The following is a 17,424-nucleotide window of genomic DNA, read 5'->3' as shown; positions in this document are numbered from 1 at the left end:
GGTCTTTTATTATGGATTGTCGGCAGGCGCATCCGCCGCCGGCTTTTTGCCCTTCGTCCTGGCTCTCGGCTTGCCTTTGCTGAACTCCTTCTTACCGCCTCCCGGCGCAACGATACCGCGGAACTGGCGAGCCGGCGTGCTGCGCGCCTGGTCGATAAGCTGATAAAGCGTTCCCACCAGCGGCTGCATAAAGTCCTGATAGCGGCACTGCTTTTCGCTGATTTGCGTCAGCACCGATTCCCAGTGCGCGGTCATATCCGGCCTGGCGGCCATTTCGGGCAGGGAGTGAATCAGCGCGCGTCCTGCGTCCGAGGAGTGGATATAGCGCCCTTTTTTGACTAAAAACCCGCGTTTAAACAGCAGCTCAATAATTCCGGCGCGGGTCGCTTCCGTACCCAGGCCGTCGGTAGCGCGCAGGATCTTCTTCAGATCCTTATCCTGCACAAAGCGGGCAATCCCGGTCATCGCGGAGAGCAGCGTCGCATCGGTAAAATAGCGCGGCGGCTGGGTTTGCCGCTCCACCACTTCACCCTTTTCACACAGCAGCTCATCGTCCTTCGCCACCACCGGCAGCGGCGTACCGTCGTTCTCTTCATCGCGCTCTTTATTGCCCAGCAGCGCCCGCCAGCCGGCCTCGGCGAGGAAACGGGCCTTGGCAACAAACTTGCCGTTGGCGATCTCAAGGTCAATCTGGCATTTGCGGAATACCGCGTCCGGACAAAACTGCATCAGGTACTGGCGCGCGATCAGGCCGTAGACCTTGACCTCGTTCTCCGTCAGCCGCACCTGGCTGCTGCGCGCGGTGGGAATGATGGCATGGTGCGCATCAACTTTTTTATCGTCCCAGCAGCGGTTGCGGATTTCCGGGTTAACCACCGGCTGGGGCAATAAATCCGGCGCGTGGACGCCAATGGCGTTGAGTACCGCATGGCGGCCGGCGAAGTGCTCCTCCGGCAGATAGCGGCTGTCCGAACGCGGGTAGGTGATCAGCTTGTGGGTCTCGTACAGCTTCTGGCAAATATCCAGCACGTTTTGCGCGCTGAAGCCAAAACGCTTTGCGGCCTCAATCTGCAGCGCCGAGAGCGAAAACGGTAGCGGAGCAGGTTCCGAATCCCGCTTATCGTTGTAGGCCGTGACCATCGCGGGCTGGCCGGTAATCCGCGCGACGACGTGTTCGGCCAGCGGGCGATGCAGCAGGCGCCCCTCCTCATCCTGCCAGGATTCGCAGGCATCGCTCGGCTGCCAGGTCGCGACGAAGCGCTCCTGCAGGGGAGTGACGATATGCGCCTTAACGTCGAAGAAATCCTTCGCCACAAAGTTCTCGATCTCTTCATCCCGACGCACTACCAGCCCGAGCACCGGGGTCTGCACGCGCCCAACCGAGAGAACGCCCTGATAGCCCGCGTTGCGCCCAAGCAGCGTGTAGGCCCGGGTCATGTTGATCCCATACAGCCAGTCGGCGCGCGCGCGCGCCAGTGCCGATACGCATAGCGGAATAAACTCGCTGTTGGCCCGCAGACGAGAAATCGCCCGCTCGACCGCCTGCGGGTTAAGATCGTTGATCAGGCAACGTTGCACCTGCAGGCGCTTTTCCGGCGCCAGCTGCAGATAGTCGAGGACTTCATCCACCAGCAGCTGACCTTCCCTGTCCGGGTCACCGGCGTGGATCACCTCTTCGGCGTCGCCCAGCAGCCGCTTGATGACGTTAAGCTGTTTGCTGACCGACGGTTTCGGCTGTAGCTGCCACTTATCCGGGACAATGGGCAGATCGACCAGGTTCCAGCGCGCGTAGCGCCCGTCATAGACATCCGGCTGCGCCTGCTCAAGCAGATGGCCAATACACCAGGTGACCACCTGCCCGTTGCCGCACTCAATATAGCCGTCGCCCTTGCGATGCGGCTTGGGTAACACCTCGGCAATGGCGCGGCCGAGGCTCGGTTTTTCTGCAATAAACAGCCGCATGTAATCAACGGATCTCGATCATGGGGCGTCCGCCGCGGGCGGTAACCAGCTCGCCGATAGCGGCCAGCGTCACGCCGGACGCCTCGGCCGCCGCGCGGACCTCGGCTTCGGCTTCCGGCGATACCGCCAGCAGCAGGCCGCCGGAGGTTTGCGGATCGCACAGCAGATCGCGCCACTCCGGCGGCATTTCGCCCATCAGGTGGCCGTAGCTGGCAAAATTCCGCCCGGTGCCGCCGGGAACCGCGCCGGCGAGAATGTACTCTTCCACGCCCGGCAGTTTCGGGATGTCGGCATAGTTCAGCTGCGCCTGTACGCCCGCCCCGCGGCACACTTCGCTCAGGTGCCCAAGCAGACCAAAACCGGTGACGTCGGTCATCGCCTTCACGCCATCAATATTGGCAAATGCGGAGCCGACGAGGTTCATCTGACACATGGTTTCGGTAGCCAGCCCCTGATGCTCAGGCTTGAGCAGCGATTTTTTCTCGGCGGTCGTCAGCACGCCGATCCCCAGCGGTTTGGTGAGGAACAGCCGGCATCCCGCCTCGGCGGTGCTGTTTTTCTTGATACGTTCGGTGGGCACCACGCCGGTCACCGCGAGACCGAAAATAGGCTCAGGCGCGTCAATGGAGTGGCCGCCGGCCAGAGAGATCCCCGCCTGCTGGCAGGCGAAACGGCCGCCGTCAACCACTTCGCGGGCGATTTCCGGCGCCAGGGTGTTAATCGGCCAGCCGAGGATGGCTATCGCCATAATCGGTTTGCCGCCCATAGCGAAAATATCGCTGATGGCGTTAGTCGCGGCAATGCGCCCAAAGTCGAACGGACTATCGACAATCGGCATAAAAAAGTCGGTCGTGCTGATGATGGACGTGCCGTTACCCAGGTCATAGACCGCCGCATCGTCGCTGGTTTCATTGCCCACCAGCAGGTTGGGGTCAATAAATTTTGCCTGGTCACTTTTAAGGATAGTTTCCAGCACTTTAGGGGAAATTTTACACCCGCAACCGGCTCCGTGGCTGTATTGCGTTAAACGAATAGCTTGCTCGCTCATGGACATCTCCTGTCATTGCAATCCCGCTATGGTAGCGCCCAAACGTCGAGGTGGTAAGTACGACAGTCTGAAATCGCGAATAGTTGCTCATTAAGCACACAAATATGCGATTTTGCGATAGGGAGCCATTTTTTTAACGGCATTTTAACTTTTACTAAAAGATGACAGAAATGTGACAAAGAAACGTTCTGCTCTCTCTGGACAGATAACAACGAAAGGAAATTTTGATGAAAAAGCGCGTTCTCGCCCTTTGCCTGGCAGGCCTCTTCTCCGTTAACGCTTTTGCCCTGGTGGCAACGGGTAACGATGCCACGACCAAACCTGACCTCTATTACCTGAAAAATGCGCAGGCCATCGATAGCCTGGCGCTCCTGCCGCCACCGCCGGAAGTGGGCAGTATTGCCTTTTTAAACGATCAGGCCATGTATGAGAAAGGACGTCTGCTGCGGGCGACCGAGCGCGGTAAGCTGGCGGCAGAGGACGCAAACCTTAGCGCAGGCGGCGTGGCGAACGCCTTCTCCGGCGCATTCGGCTCCCCGATCACCGAAAAAGACGCGCCGGCGCTGCACAAGCTGCTGACCAATATGATTGAAGATGCCGGCGACCTCGCAACCCGCGGGGCGAAAGAGAAGTACATGCGCATTCGTCCGTTCGCGTTTTACGGCGTTGCCACCTGCAACACCACCGAGCAGGATAAGCTGTCGAAAAACGGCTCCTATCCTTCCGGCCACACCTCTATCGGCTGGGCCACGGCGCTGGTACTGGCCGAAGTTAACCCGCAGCGGCAGAATGAAATTCTCAAGCGCGGCTACGAGCTCGGCGAGAGCCGGGTCATCTGCGGCTATCACTGGCAAAGCGACGTCGATGCCGCGCGCATTGTCGGCTCAGCGGTAGTGGCGACGCTGCATACCAATCCGGCTTTCCAGCAGCAGCTGCAGAAAGCGAAAGATGAGTTTGCGAAACAGCAGAAGTAGTCAGTAAGGCAGCCCGGCGGCAAGCGCCTGCCGGGCAATTCATGCTCAGAAACGCACGACGAACGGCGCGGTATCGGCGACGGCGATGCTGGTTGATGCTTTAAGCAGCGGCGTGCCCAGATAGAGGAAACCGACGATTTTATCCTGTTCGCGGCAGGCAAAACCTTCACGCACGATGGCGCTTTCGGTTAACGCCCCGCTGCGCCAGATACCGTTGAATCCCTGAGCGAGCGCGGCCATCTGCATCGCCATGACCGCACAGCCCGCCGACATCTCCTGCTCCCACTTAGGCACCTTCGGATGATCCTCACAGCGGGCAACCACGGTGATAATCAACGGCGCCCGGAACGGCGCGCTGCGCGCTTTCTCTACGCCCTTTTCATCCTGCCCGGCGGCCAGCGCGCCTTTTTCCAACAGCTGGCTGAAGCGCTCGCGCCCTTCATCGGCAATAATAAAGAACCGCCACGGCTGTAATGTCCCGTGATCCGGGGCGCGCAGGCCGGCGCGGAGAATATTTTCCAGCTGTTCGCCGGCCGGAGCCGGTTCAGCCAGGCGTGAGGCGCTGCGGCGGTTAACCAGTAGGTCGAGAGCATCCATCTATGTGACTCCTGTGAGGTTATTTTTCATAAAATTAACATGCTCACGAATTTTGTTACAGCCCGACGGGTGATTCCTGCTGACAAGCGCCGATGGTCTCTTTAGGATAGCCAGACGCGGCAGCCCCTGCGGTTAGCCCACTTTTTATAATGTTAGGGAGAATACATGCGAACCCTTTGGCGACTGATTGCCGGATTTTTTAAATGGACGTGGCGAGTACTTAATTTTGTTCGTCAGCTCGCGCTAAACCTGGTTTTCCTGCTGCTGGTGCTGGTTTGCATCGGCATCTGGGCGCAGTTCAGCAGTACCACCACGGAGCATGCCGCTCGCGGCGCGCTGCTGATGGATATTACCGGCGTAGTGGTCGACAAGCCTTCGGCCAGCAGCAAGCTTGGCGTGATTGGCCGCCAGCTGTTTGGCGCCAGCTCGGACCGCCTGCAGGAAAACTCGCTGTTTGATATCGTACAAACCATCCGTCAGGCGAAAGACGACCGCAATATCACCGGCATCGTGCTGGATCTGAAGAATTTTGCCGGCGGTGACCAGCCGTCGATGCAGTACATCGGCAAAGCGCTGCGCGAATTCCGCGATAGCGGCAAGCCGGTCTACGCCATCGGCAGCAGCTACAGCCAGGGGCAGTACTATCTGGCAAGCTTCGCCAATAAAATTTGGCTCTCGCCGCAGGGCGAAGTTGACCTGCACGGTTTTGCCACCAACGGCCTGTACTACAAGTCGCTGCTCGATAAGCTGAAGGTGTCCACCCACGTTTTCCGCGTCGGAACCTATAAGTCAGCGGTCGAGCCGTTTATCCGCGACGATATGTCCCCGGCCGCCCGTGAAGCCGACAGCCGCTGGATAGGCGAGCTGTGGCAGAACTATCTCAATACCATCGCCGCCAACCGGCAGATCACCGCCCAGCAGCTGTTCCCCGGCGCCCAGGGCGTGCTCGACGGCCTGCGCAAGGTCGACGGCGATACGGCGAAATACGCCCTGGACAGCAAGCTGGTTGATGAGCTGGCAACCTCTACCGATATCGAAAAGGCGCTGACCAAACAGTTTGGCTGGAGCAAAGCGGATAACAACTATCGCGCCATCAGCTATTACGATTACAGCGTTAAGACACCGTCCGACCAGGGTGCCGCAATTGCGGTTATCTTCGCGAACGGCGCGATCATGGACGGTGAAGAAACGCCGGGCAACGTCGGCGGCGATACCACGGCGGCCCAGATCCGCGATGCGCGCCTCGATCCGAAGGTGAAAGCCATCGTGCTGCGCGTTAACAGCCCTGGCGGCAGCGTCAGCGCTTCGGAAGTGATTCGCGAAGAGCTGGCCGCGGCGAAAGCGGCGGGCAAACCGGTGGTAGTTTCTATGGGCGGCATGGCGGCATCCGGCGGCTACTGGATTTCCACCCCGGCGGATTACATCGTGGCGAACCCGAGCACCCTCACCGGCTCCATCGGCATCTTTGGCGTGATCAACACCGTTGAAAATACCCTGGGCTCCATCGGCGTACATACCGACGGCGTGTCCACTTCGCCGCTGGCGGATGTCTCAACCACCAAATCCTTGCCGCCTGAAGTGCAGCAAATGATGCAGCTGAGCATTGAGAACGGCTATAAGCGCTTTATTACGCTGGTTGCTAACGCGCGTAAGAGTACCCCGGAGAAAGTTGACCAGATTGCCCAGGGCCACGTCTGGACCGGCGAAGATGCCAAGGCCAACGGCCTGGTTGATAGCCTCGGCGACTTCGATGATGCGGTGACGAAAGCCGCAGAGCTGGCGAAGCTGAAACAGTGGCACATTAACTACTACCAGGAAGATCCGACCTTCTTCTCAATGGTGGTTGATAGCCTGACCGGTTCCGTTCGCGCGTCGCTGCCGGCAGCGCTGCAGGCCTGGCTGCCCGCCCCCGTCGCGGCAGCCGCCGATGCGGTGAAGGCCGAAAGCGACAAGCTGGCGGCATTTAACGATCCGCAGAACCGCTACGCCTTCTGCTTAACCTGCGCCAATATCCGCTAGCCCGCCCCGTTCGACAACAAACCCCGGCTATCGGCCGGGGTTTTATTTTTCCCCCGCAATAGCAGGTATACCCTAAATAATTCGTTGCGCTGGCCCAGAAGGGGTGAGGCCGGAGGCCGAATCACGCGGCAAGCGAGCGAATTCCCGGGAGCATAGGCTAATTATGTGACCGGGCAGCCAGCACAGCAGTAACCCGAATACCGGGTATACCCTAAATAATTCGAGTTGCATGACAAAACGGTTAACCGTTTTGAACAGCGCTTGCGCTGGCCCCGAAGGGGTGAGGCCGTAGGCCGAATCACGCGGCAAGCGAGCGAATCCCCGGGAGCATAGGCCACTATGTGACCGGGTGAGTAAGCGCCGCCAACGCATCTGCAGCTCGAAGTATGACGGGTACGGGTATATACGCTGTATTTTTTCCCCGACCACCTTATACTGCGCCTGTCTACGTACAACCTAAGCGATGCTATGCACAAGAAATCGATTTACGTTGCCTACACCGGTGGGACCATCGGTATGCAGCGCTCCGAACACGGCTATATTCCCGTCTCCGGCCACCTGCAGCGTCAGCTCGCGCTGATGCCTGAGTTCCACCGTCCGGAGATGCCGGACTTTACTATTCACGAATATGCCCCGCTGATGGATTCGTCCGACATGACGCCGGAAGACTGGCAGCATATCGCGGAAGATATTCGCGCCCACTATGATGAGTATGATGGCTTCGTGATCCTCCACGGAACCGACACCATGGCGTTTACCGCCTCGGCGCTGTCGTTCATGCTGGAGAATCTGGGCAAACCGGTAATTGTGACAGGGTCACAAATTCCGCTAGCCGAGCTGCGCTCCGACGGGCAGATCAATTTGCTGAACGCGCTGTACGTCGCCGCAAATTACCCGATTAACGAAGTGGCGCTGTTTTTCAACAACTGTTTGTATCGCGGCAACCGCACCACTAAAGCCCATGCCGACGGGTTCAACGCCTTTGCTTCTCCGAATCTGGCGCCGCTGCTGGAGGCCGGGATCCATATCCGCCGCCTCGGGACGCCGCCGGCGCCGCACGGCGTGGGCGAACTGATCGTGCACCCGATTACGCCGCAGCCGATCGGCGTGGTGACGATTTATCCGGGGATCTCCGCCGACGTGGTGCGCAATTTTCTCCGCCAGCCGGTGAAGGCGCTGATCCTACGCTCTTATGGCGTCGGTAACGCCCCGCAGAACGGCGAGTTTATTCGGGTTCTGACCGAAGCCAGCCAGCGCGGAATTGTGGTGATTAACCTGACGCAATGCATGTCCGGCAAGGTCAACATGGGCGGCTATGCCACCGGCAACGCCCTCGCCCAGGCGGGCGTGATCGGCGGTTTCGACATGACCGTCGAGGCGACGCTGACCAAGCTGCACTACCTGCTGAGCCAGAATCTGAACGTTGAGGCCATTCGCCGCCTGATGCAGGAAAACCTGCGCGGTGAGCTGACTCCCGATGAGTAAGGAGCTTGTGATGACCAATCGTGCCCTGCTGTTGGTTGATTTACAAAATGATTTTTGCGCGGGCGGCGCGCTCGCCGTTCCGCAGGGCGATAGCACCGTTGATGTCGCCAACCGGCTGATCGACTGGAGCCTGGCGCGCGGCGAAATAGTCGTTGCCAGCCAGGACTGGCATCCGGCAAACCACGGCAGCTTCGCCAGCCAGCATCAGGCCGAGCCCTACTCGCAGGGCGAACTCGATGGCCTTGCGCAGACCTTCTGGCCGGATCACTGCGTGCAGCATAGCGCCGGGGCGGAGCTGCATCCGCTGCTTCAGCAGCAGGATATCTCCGCCGTGTTCCACAAGGGCGAAAATCCGGCGATCGACAGCTATAGCGCCTTTTTCGACAACGGTCATCGCCACAAAACCCAGCTCGACGACTGGCTGCGCGCGCGCGGGATCGCCGAACTGATCGTGCTGGGTCTGGCGACCGACTACTGCGTTCAGTTTACGGTGCTGGACGCGCTCGACCTCGGATATCGCGTTAACGTGATTACCGACGGCTGTCGCGGCGTCAATATCCAGCCGCAGGACAGCGCCCACGCCTTTATGGCTATGGCCGCCGCCGGCGCGACGCTCTATACCCTCAGCGACTGGCTGGAAACCCAGGCCTGATCCTTCGCCCGAAGCCGCCGCTTCGGGCCACTTCTTTGCGCCTCCTCTGAGCGATTCATTGAGCAAACTCGCAGATTCAACAGGCTATTGCTGATAGTGTGGGCGGGCTTTTTTTTCGCCACGCCATTCCCGTGGCGTGTTTGCTTTTTTTAATGTCAAAGAGGATCGTCCATGAAACTTTTGCCTTTACTGGCAGCATTACCCCTGCTTTTCGCCTCAGTTGTCTCTGCTCACTCCCTGATGTCCGTCGGCTATTTTAACGGCGGCGGCGACGTGACCGCCGGGCCGGGCGGCGATATCGATAAACTGGACGTGCGCCAGATTACCCATCTCAACTACTCCTTTGGCCTGGTCTACAACGACGAAAAGGATGAAACCAACGCGGCGTTAAAAGACCCTGCCAGGCTGCATCAAATTTGGCTGTCGCCAAAAGTACAGGCTGATTTGCGCAAAATCCCCGCGCTGCGCCAGCAGAACCCGGAGCTGAAGGTTCTGCTTTCCGTTGGCGGCTGGGGCGCACGCGGATTTTCCGGCGCGGCGGCCAGCGAGGAGAGCCGCGCGGCGTTTATCCGCTCTGCGCAGGAGATCGTCGCGCAGTATGGCCTGGACGGTATCGACCTCGACTGGGAGTATCCGGTCAACGGCGCGTGGGGACTGGTTGCCAGCCAGCCGGCCGATCGCGATAACTTTACCGCGCTGCTGAAGGAGCTGCGGGCCGCATTTGGCCAGAAAAAGCTGGTGACCATCGCCGTGGGAGCCAACGCCGAAAGCCCCAAAAGCTGGGTCGATGTCAAAGCTATCGCCCCGCTGCTGGATTACATCAACCTGATGACCTACGACATGGCCTACGGCACCCAGTACTTCAACTCTAATCTGTACGACTCAACCCGGTGGCCGACGGTGGTGGCGGCGGATAAGTACAGCGCCGATTTTGTGGTTAATAACTATCTTGCCGCCGGTTTGAAGCCGGGCCAGATGAACCTCGGCATTGGTTTCTATGGTCGGGTGCCAAAACGGGCGGTTGAGCCGGGCATCGACTGGAGCAAACCCGATGCGCAGAAAAATCCCGTGACTCAGCCCTGGTTCGGAACCGAGCAGATCGCGCTGTTCAAATCCCTGGGCTTCGATCTGAGCAAAGATACCTACGTAAAGTACAACGATATCGTCGCGAAGCTGCTTAACGATCCGCGCCAGCGCTTTAGCGAGCACTGGGATGACCAGGCGAAGGTGCCGTGGCTGTCGGTGCAGTCGGCGGACGGCAAGGCGCTGTTTGCGCTGTCCTACGAAAACCCACGCTCCGTTGCGCTCAAAGCCGACTATATCAAGAGTAAGGGGCTGGCAGGCGCGATGTTCTGGGAGTACGGCGCCGATGAGCAAAACCAGCTGGCCAAACAGCTGGCCGAGTCGTTAGGGATTAAACACTAACCTCAGGATCGTTACCGCCCGCAGCGCGGGACGCGGCGCCCTGAAGGAGATGAGGTGTGTCGCGTCCGGCGATAGGTTATGATTGTCGCAATCGGCGGCGCCAGGTTTTGGCGCAGCTTTTCATTTGCTACAGGAGGCATGGGGCTTTATGGCTTTTATCCCCAAAAACTACGCCCGTCTGGAAGTCGGTTATCGCGAAAAGGCGTTAAAACTCTTCCCGTGGGTCTGCGGACGCTGTTCCCGTGAATTTGTCTATTCGAATCTGCGTGAGCTGACGGTGCACCATATCGATCACGATCACGGCAACAACCCGGAAGATGGCAGTAACTGGGAGATGCTGTGCCTGTACTGTCACGACCACGAGCATTCCAAGTACACGGAAGCCGATCAGTATGGTTCAACGGTGGTGGCGGGCGAAGACGCGCAAAAGAGCGTCGGCGACGCGAAATATAACCCTTTTGCCGATCTTAAAGCGATGATGAACAAGAAGTAACCGGTCCGTAAAGCTTCAGCGCCCGGCGGCGAAACCCGCCGGGCCTGCGTAAGCAGCATACCCGCGCGAGCCGATCAGGATTTAAACGTCACAATAGGTTCTGGCGAAATGCCGAACTCCACTTTTAGCTCCTGCTTGCTCTTCATCACCATCTGCCCGTTGGTATCGATCGTCATATGCTGGGCCTGGACGTTGTGTCGCGCCTGCCACAGCATCACCAGCTGCAGGCTGTTCTCTTTCTGCTCCGGGGTTAACGCCACCCCATCCGGCCATTTTCCCAGCTCCACCGCCGTGGCCAGACGCTGATAAACTTCCGGGGTCATACTGTCGATAATTTGCTCGATATCCATCGTCCGCTCAACTCCGCATTGGAATAATTTGCTGAATCGTTTCTTTAGCCCTTGATCTGCTCGCCATTATCATCGTCGCTGAAGCTTAACGAGGCCGAATTTACGCAAAAACGCTCGCCGGTCGGCTGCGGACCATCCGGGAAGACGTGTCCGAGGTGAGCATCGCACTTACCGCAGCGAATTTCCGTGCGCTGCATACCGTGAGAGTAATCGTTCAGATAGCGAATGGCCTCGTCGCTTACCGGCTCAAAAAAGCTCGGCCAGCCGCAGCCCGAATCGTACTTGGTTTGCGAGTGAAACAGCGCCGCGTCGCACACCAGGCAGTGGTAGACGCCGTCTCGTTTGTTGTGGAGCAGTCGGCCGGTGAACGGCGGCTCGGTGCCGTGATTCTGCGTCACGTAAAACTGCATCTCGCTCAACTCTTTTTTGAGCTCGTCCGAGGAGGGTTTATTCGACATGTGCATGCTTCTCGCTGTGAAAGGACAACTTTAACTGCTCGATTCTAACAAAACATTAACAATGAAGCGTGGACTTTTGTTCTAAACTTATTCGATGCCGATGGGCAGCTAGATAATTGTGACATAAATCACATTTTTATCTTTAATGACCTTTAAAATTCCGCGCGCAGTCCCCATATGGAATTGGGCTCAAAGGGAGAGTGAGGCAAATCAATCGCGCAAAGGTGTGCTCTGGATTGATTTGTCGCAATGATTGACACGATTCCGCTTGACGCTGCGTAAGGTTTTTGTAATTTTACAGGCAACCTTTTATTCACTAACAAATAGCTGGTGGAATATATGACTATCAAAGTAGGTATCAACGGTTTTGGCCGTATCGGTCGCATTGTTTTCCGTGCTGCTCAAGAACGTTCTGACATCGAGATCGTTGCAATCAACGACCTGTTAGACGCTGACTACATGGCTTACATGCTGAAGTATGACTCCACTCACGGCCGTTTCAACGGTACCGTTGAAGTGAAAGACGGTCATCTGGTCGTTAACGGTAAAAAAATCCGTGTTACCGCTGAACGCGATCCGGCTAACCTGAAGTGGGACGAAGTTGGCGTTGACATCGTTGCTGAAGCAACTGGTCTGTTCCTGACTGACGAAACCGCTCGTAAACACATCACTGCTGGCGCGAAAAAAGTCGTTCTGACTGGCCCGTCCAAAGACAACACTCCGATGTTTGTTAAAGGCGCTAACTTTGACAAATACGAAGGCCAGGACATCGTTTCTAACGCATCCTGCACCACTAACTGCCTGGCACCGCTGGCTAAAGTTATCAACGACAACTTCGGCATCGTCGAAGCGCTGATGACCACCGTTCACGCGACTACCGCTACTCAGAAAACCGTTGATGGCCCGTCTCACAAAGACTGGCGCGGCGGCCGCGGCGCATCCCAGAACATCATCCCGTCCTCTACCGGTGCTGCTAAAGCAGTAGGTAAAGTACTGCCAGAACTGAATGGCAAACTGACCGGTATGGCGTTCCGCGTTCCTACTCCGAACGTATCCGTTGTGGACCTGACCGTTCGTCTGGAAAAAGCTGCTTCTTATGAAGAAATTAAGAAAGCCATCAAAGCTGCTTCCGAAGGCGCAATGAAAGGCGTTCTGGGCTACACCGAAGACGACGTTGTATCTACCGATTTCAACGGCGAAGTTTGCACTTCCGTGTTCGATGCTAAAGCAGGTATCGCCCTGAACGACAACTTCGTGAAACTGGTTTCCTGGTACGACAACGAAACTGGTTACTCCAACAAAGTTCTGGACCTGATCGCTCACATCTCCAAATAAGTTGAGATGAGAACCTGATCCAAAAAGGCGACTTCGGTCGCCTTTTTTTATGGCTTAACTCAGTACCTGTACACCAAGGATTGCACCATGATTAACAAAATTTTTGCTCTCCCGGTTATTGAACAAGTTACTCCTGTCCTCTCCCGCCGCCAGCTTGACGACCTCGACCTGATTGTCGTTGACCATCCGCAAGTTAAAGCTTCCGTCGCCTTCCAGGGCGCCCACCTGCTCTCCTGGAAACCTGCCGGCGAAGAAGAAGTTCTGTGGCTCAGCGCAAACACCCCGTTTAAAAGCGGCATCGCGCTGCGCGGCGGCGTGCCGGTTTGCTGGCCGTGGTTTGGCCCGGCGGCGCAGCAGGGTCTTCCTGCCCACGGCTTTGCGCGCAACCTGCCGTGGACGCTGAAAGGTCACAATGAAGATGAAAGCGGCGTGATGCTGACCTTCGAACTGAAAAGCAGCGATAAGACCCGGCAGTACTGGCCGCACGAATTTACGCTCTACGCGCGCTTCAAGCTGGGTAAAACCTGCGAAATCGAACTGGAAGCGCACGGCGAATTTGAAACCACCTCCGCCCTGCATACCTACTTCAACGTCGGGGATATCGCGGCGGTGAAAGTCAGCGGCCTGGGCGATCGCTATATTGATAAGGTTAACAACGCGCAGGAAGGCGTGCTAAGCCACGGCGAGGAGACCTTCCCGGATCGTACCGACCGCGTCTATCTGAACGCGGATGCCTGCAGCGTTATTCACGACGGCGCGCTGAACCGCAGCATTGACGTTATTCATCACCATAACAACAACGTGGTGGGCTGGAACCCTGGCCCGGCGCTTTCCGTGAGCATGGGCGATATGCCGGACGACGGCTACAAAACCTTCGTTTGCGTCGAAACCTGCTGCGTCACCGGATCGCAGAAAGCCAGCGAAGAAAAACCGTCTCGCCTGGCGCAAACTATCCGCGTCGCGAAAAGAGGCTAATGCCGCTGCGCTCCTGAACCGGAGACGCGGGATCAAAAACAGGGCGCAATCGCCCTGTTTTTTTACTGATGCCGCATGCGACGTTGTTCCGTTACCAGAACCCCACCAGCTTCATCCACGCGCCCCCCAGCACCAGCCAGATGAAGATAGACGCAATCGACACCACGAAACTGACGCCCCACCACTGACCCGTGGTGTTATAGCCGGAACCAAACAGAGCGGGCCCCGGGCCGCCAGAGTACTGCGTCAGCCCCATCGACAGGTTCGAGGTATAGCCCAGCACCAGGGCGGCGAAAAGCGGCGGCACGCCGACGGAAACGGCAACGGCCAGAAACGCCAGGTACATAGCGGAAATATGCGCCATCGCCGAGGCGAAGAAATAGCGGGTATAGAAATAGACCGCGACCAGCAGTAAGAAGACCGTTATCCACTCGAAGTGGCCGACATAGCCGACAATCCGCTCCGATATCCAGCTAATCATGCCGTACTTGTTGAGCGCGTTGGCCATCATCACCAGTACGGCGAACCAGAACATCGTATCCCAGGCCGTTTTTTCTTCAATAATGTTTTTCCACGACATGATATTGCTGACCAGCAGCACCATCAGCCCAATAAACGCGGAAAGGGTGGCGGGAATGGCAAAGAAAATGTCGCCCACCGTCCAAAGCAAGATCAGCAGGACAAAATCAAGCGCGAGGATTTTTTCCGCCAGCGACATCGGCCCCATTTTGCGCAGCTCTTCTCTGGCGATCGCGGGAATTTCCGGCGTTTTCTTCAGCTGCGGCGGATAAATAGCGTACAGCACCAGCGGCAGCAGGATCAAAGAGGCAATCCCCGGCACGATCGCGCCGACAAACCAGGTCGTCCAGGTGATTTCAATGCCCTGGCTTCTCGCCAGTTCGGCTATCAGCGGGTTACCCGCCATCGCCGTTAAAAACATCGTACAGACAATGGCGTCAATCTGAGAAACGCAGAGCATTAAAAAGGCGCCGGCTTTTCTGGCCGTCGCGCCAGGTTCCGACTGGTATGCGGTCGCAATGGACTGCGTAATAGGATACATAATGCCGCCGCCCCTCGCCGACGCCGAGGGAATGCCCGGCCCCAGGACAACGTCAGACAGGGCCAGACCATAGGCTACGCCCAGCATGCTTGAACCGCATTTGGAAATAAACCACAGCGCCACCCGCTTGCCCAGCCCCGTCTTAATCACCGCCCGGGAGATGAACATCGCGATACCAATCAACCAGATCGTACCGTTGGCAAACCCGGAAAGCGCCGCGATTTTGTCGCTTTTACCCGGCGAGAGAGGCGTCACCCCTAAAAATGCGGAGACGATCAGCGCAATCATCGTCACCGCCCCCATCGGCATCACCTTCAGGATGATGGCAAAGATCGTTGCGGCAAAAATAGCAAACATTTGCCATGCATGAATGGCCAACCCTTCAGGGGGAGGGGTAAACCAGATAATTGCGCCGAACAGGATTGTCAGGGCGGCTTTCCAGAGGGGAAAAGCCAGCTTCACGTCCAGAGGCTTGTTAGGTTCAGTCATGTCATTCTCCTTTTTCTTTTATCTTTAAAAGGATAATCACAACTGAGCATTGATATCCATCAACGAAACCCGCAGATGTCTTTGTAAAATCAGCGCCTTTACACCATATCTAAGGGCGTTTTGCGCCCCGGCGCCGGAAAGGCCCTTTCCATCACCGCGATATCGTTCTCATCCAGCACCACCTCGAGCGCGGCCGCGTTCTCTTTAACGTGCGCGATGCTTCCGGCCTTTGGAATCGCCATCACCCCTTTGTGGCTGATTACCCACGCTAACAGGAGCTGCGCGACCGTGACGCCCTTTTCCAGCGCCAGGCTGCTGAGGGCGGGATGATTCATTAAGCCATCGCGCAGGCGACCGGCCTGGGCCAGCGGGCTGTAGGCCATAACCGGCAGCTGCTGCTGCTGACACCACGGCAGCAGATCGTGTTCAATGCCGCGCGATGCCAGATGATACAGCACCTGGTTGGTCGCGCAGCGTCTGCCTCCGGGCACCTGCCACAGCGCCTGCATATCGTCGGTATCGAGATTGGAGACGCCCCAGCGGCGAATTTTGCCCTGAGCAACCAGCGCCTCCATCGCCTCGACGGTTTCTGCCAGCGAGAAATCACCCCGCCAGTGCAGCAGATAGAGATCGAGATAATCGCTCTTCAGACGACGCAGGCTAGCTTCACAGGCCTCGCGCATCCTGCGCCCACCGGCGTGCCACGGATAGACTTTGGAAACCAGCGTCACGCGGTCGCGCAGGCCGCGAAGCGCCTCGCCCACCACCTCTTCCGCCCCGCCGTCGGCATACATTTCGGCGGTATCGATAACCGTCAGCCCGAGCTCAACGCCCGCTCGCAGTGCAGCCACTTCCTGCGAGCGATGCGCGCCGTTTTGTCCCATATACCAGGTCCCCTGCCCGATGGCAGGAACCGCCTGCTGGTCGCCAAAGCGGCCCATTTTTACCGTCATCGCTACCTCCCGTCGCTTATTGCACCACCGTAATGCAAAACAGGGCGCTACGCCCTGTTTTGATGCACAGATGTGTCTATAAAGATGCACAATCAGAAAGTGTAGGTGATCCCGGTGGAGATCAAACCGCTCCAGGATTTGTCCACCATCGGGCTGTCGGTGATTTCGTCGGAGAGGCGGGTGTAGCGCGCCGCGCCGTATACGCTCCAGTCGCCGAGGAAGCGATAGTTTGCCGACAGTTCGAGATACGGGTTCCAGCTGCTATCCGGGTCGTAGCTGCGCATACCGCTGCGATCGGATTCGCGCTTCGAAACGCCGTAGTAGTATTCGTTCTGGTTGTCGCTGCTCCACTCCACGCCGATACCCGGCGTTAAGGTCAGGTTGCCGTTGGTGTAGCGATAGAGCCAGGCCATGTCCCAGGTAATCCCGTTGCTTTTATCCAGCGTATCGCCGGCGAGGGTGGTACGCAGGAAGCCATACGGGGTGTTGTGGACATAAGACAGCCCGGCCATCATCGTCGATTTACGCCGATCCAGCTTACGCATCTGTTCGCTGTCGCTGTCGCCCGGCTTAAAGTACATCGGCGACCAGTAGGCGGTAACCGACAGCTTATCGCTCTCGTCATTCCATAAGTAGTAACCGCCGCCTAAGCCACGGAACCAAAAGCTGTCGCTCTCGTAGCTGATTGCCGGCACCGGGTAAACATCGACGTCATATTGCTTATACGGGCTTTCGACGATACCCACGCCGGCCCCCAGCGTTAACTTCCCGTCGGCGTGCGCTGCCGACACACAAGCCAAAAGGCACACGCCTGGTGCCAGAGATTTGATCTTCTTCACAATCCATATTCCCGTTTGTCAAATAATCCGCGCAGGCAGTTTAACGTCGTAGCCCTCATGCCTCAAATTCTTTACCCGTCATTACAAAAAATGACTCCCCCGCTCATCAATACAGGGTTTCGGACCTGCAGCTTCATGACAACACGATGAAGGCCCCCGGCAGGACGTGCGAAAAAGCGGCCTTTTTTAGGATGAGTTATTGATATGTCATTGAAATTGATTTTTCGCTGCATGCAAGTTTTCTAAATGCATCTACGCTTTAATTTAGAAGATGTCATTGCAGGGCACGTTATCTTAATCTTGTCGACAA

General features: G+C 57.5%; 16 protein-coding genes. 8 read left to right on the top strand and 8 right to left on the bottom strand.

Annotated features, from left to right (window positions below):
• Positions 1-9 precede the first annotated feature (9 nt).
• Together GO007_RS06165 and selD are read right to left on the bottom strand one after the other, a co-directional pair.
• The gene (locus GO007_RS06165; protein ID WP_095096879.1) at positions 10-1,962 is read right to left on the bottom strand and encodes a DNA topoisomerase III; all 1,953 of its coding nucleotides are present in this window, start codon (positions 1,960-1,962) and stop codon (positions 10-12) included.
• 4 nt (positions 1,963-1,966) lie between these two features.
• On the bottom strand, positions 1,967-3,010 hold the full coding sequence (gene selD / locus GO007_RS06160; protein WP_095096876.1) for a selenide, water dikinase SelD: 1,044 nt from the start codon (positions 3,008-3,010) through the stop codon (positions 1,967-1,969).
• A gap of 227 nt (positions 3,011-3,237) precedes the next feature.
• Here selD and phoC point away from each other — a divergent pair, with 227 nt between their 5' ends.
• Entirely contained in the window at positions 3,238-3,984 is a 747-nt protein-coding gene (gene phoC / locus GO007_RS06155; protein ID WP_095096873.1) for an acid phosphatase PhoC, read from the top strand.
• Positions 3,985-4,029: 45 nt separating this feature from the next.
• Here the strand turns inward: phoC and GO007_RS06150 are convergent, their stop codons facing one another.
• Positions 4,030-4,581, bottom strand: a complete 552-nt coding sequence (locus GO007_RS06150) for an NAD(P)H nitroreductase (protein WP_095096870.1) — start codon at positions 4,579-4,581, stop codon at positions 4,030-4,032.
• A 165-nt stretch (positions 4,582-4,746) separates the two neighbouring features.
• Between GO007_RS06150 and sppA the strand changes: the two genes are divergently transcribed.
• The 5 genes from sppA (at position 4,747) to yajD (ending at position 10,655) form a co-directional block, all read left to right on the top strand.
• Entirely contained in the window at positions 4,747-6,600 is a 1,854-nt protein-coding gene (gene sppA, locus GO007_RS06145) for a signal peptide peptidase SppA (protein ID WP_095096867.1), read from the top strand.
• A gap of 468 nt (positions 6,601-7,068) precedes the next feature.
• Positions 7,069-8,085, top strand: a complete 1,017-nt coding sequence (ansA, locus tag GO007_RS06140) for an asparaginase (protein ID WP_095096864.1) — start codon at positions 7,069-7,071, stop codon at positions 8,083-8,085.
• Positions 8,086-8,095: 10 nt separating this feature from the next.
• Complete coding sequence (pncA, locus tag GO007_RS06135) at positions 8,096-8,737, top strand: bifunctional nicotinamidase/pyrazinamidase (RefSeq protein ID WP_095096861.1); 642 nt, start codon at positions 8,096-8,098, stop codon at positions 8,735-8,737.
• Positions 8,738-8,908: 171 nt separating this feature from the next.
• Positions 8,909-10,162: a chitinase ChiD gene (gene chiD, locus GO007_RS06130; RefSeq protein ID WP_095096858.1), complete on the top strand. Its 1,254-nt coding sequence runs from the start codon at positions 8,909-8,911 to the stop codon at positions 10,160-10,162.
• Positions 10,163-10,310: 148 nt separating this feature from the next.
• On the top strand, positions 10,311-10,655 hold the full coding sequence (gene yajD / locus GO007_RS06125) for an HNH nuclease YajD (RefSeq protein ID WP_095096855.1): 345 nt from the start codon (positions 10,311-10,313) through the stop codon (positions 10,653-10,655).
• A 74-nt stretch (positions 10,656-10,729) separates the two neighbouring features.
• Here yajD and GO007_RS06120 read toward each other — a convergent pair whose 3' ends face one another.
• The gene (locus GO007_RS06120; RefSeq protein WP_095096852.1) at positions 10,730-11,005 is read right to left on the bottom strand and encodes a YeaC family protein; all 276 of its coding nucleotides are present in this window, start codon (positions 11,003-11,005) and stop codon (positions 10,730-10,732) included.
• A gap of 44 nt (positions 11,006-11,049) precedes the next feature.
• Positions 11,050-11,463, bottom strand: a complete 414-nt coding sequence (gene msrB / locus GO007_RS06115) for a peptide-methionine (R)-S-oxide reductase MsrB (RefSeq protein WP_095096848.1) — start codon at positions 11,461-11,463, stop codon at positions 11,050-11,052.
• Between the two features lie 339 nt (positions 11,464-11,802).
• On the opposite strand from msrB, the gene gapA reads away from it, so the two are divergent.
• Together gapA and GO007_RS06105 are read left to right on the top strand one after the other, a co-directional pair.
• Positions 11,803-12,798, top strand: coding sequence for a glyceraldehyde-3-phosphate dehydrogenase (gene gapA, locus GO007_RS06110; RefSeq protein WP_045855008.1), 996 nt, complete (start codon positions 11,803-11,805; stop codon positions 12,796-12,798).
• Between the two features lie 87 nt (positions 12,799-12,885).
• Positions 12,886-13,773 carry a D-hexose-6-phosphate mutarotase gene (locus tag GO007_RS06105; protein WP_095096846.1) on the top strand — a complete coding sequence of 296 codons (888 nt, stop codon included), beginning with the start codon at positions 12,886-12,888 and terminating at the stop codon, positions 13,771-13,773.
• 91 nt (positions 13,774-13,864) lie between these two features.
• Here the strand turns inward: GO007_RS06105 and GO007_RS06100 are convergent, their stop codons facing one another.
• The 3 genes from GO007_RS06100 to GO007_RS06090 form a co-directional block, all read right to left on the bottom strand.
• Entirely contained in the window at positions 13,865-15,322 is a 1,458-nt protein-coding gene (locus GO007_RS06100) for a DASS family sodium-coupled anion symporter (protein WP_095096843.1), read from the bottom strand.
• A gap of 98 nt (positions 15,323-15,420) precedes the next feature.
• On the bottom strand, positions 15,421-16,275 hold the full coding sequence (locus GO007_RS06095) for an aldo/keto reductase (protein WP_095096840.1): 855 nt from the start codon (positions 16,273-16,275) through the stop codon (positions 15,421-15,423).
• A 92-nt stretch (positions 16,276-16,367) separates the two neighbouring features.
• A complete protein-coding gene (locus GO007_RS06090; RefSeq protein WP_095096837.1) occupies positions 16,368-17,114 on the bottom strand; it encodes a MipA/OmpV family protein in 747 nt (248 codons plus the stop codon).
• Positions 17,115-17,424 lie beyond the last annotated feature (310 nt).

This window comes from Klebsiella sp. 10-1 (genome assembly GCF_009758445.1).
GTDB classification, from domain to species: Bacteria; Pseudomonadota; Gammaproteobacteria; order Enterobacterales; family Enterobacteriaceae; genus Klebsiella; species Klebsiella scottii.
The sequence above is the reverse complement of the archived record's forward strand: the minus strand, read 5'-3'. Positions and strand labels throughout refer to the sequence as shown.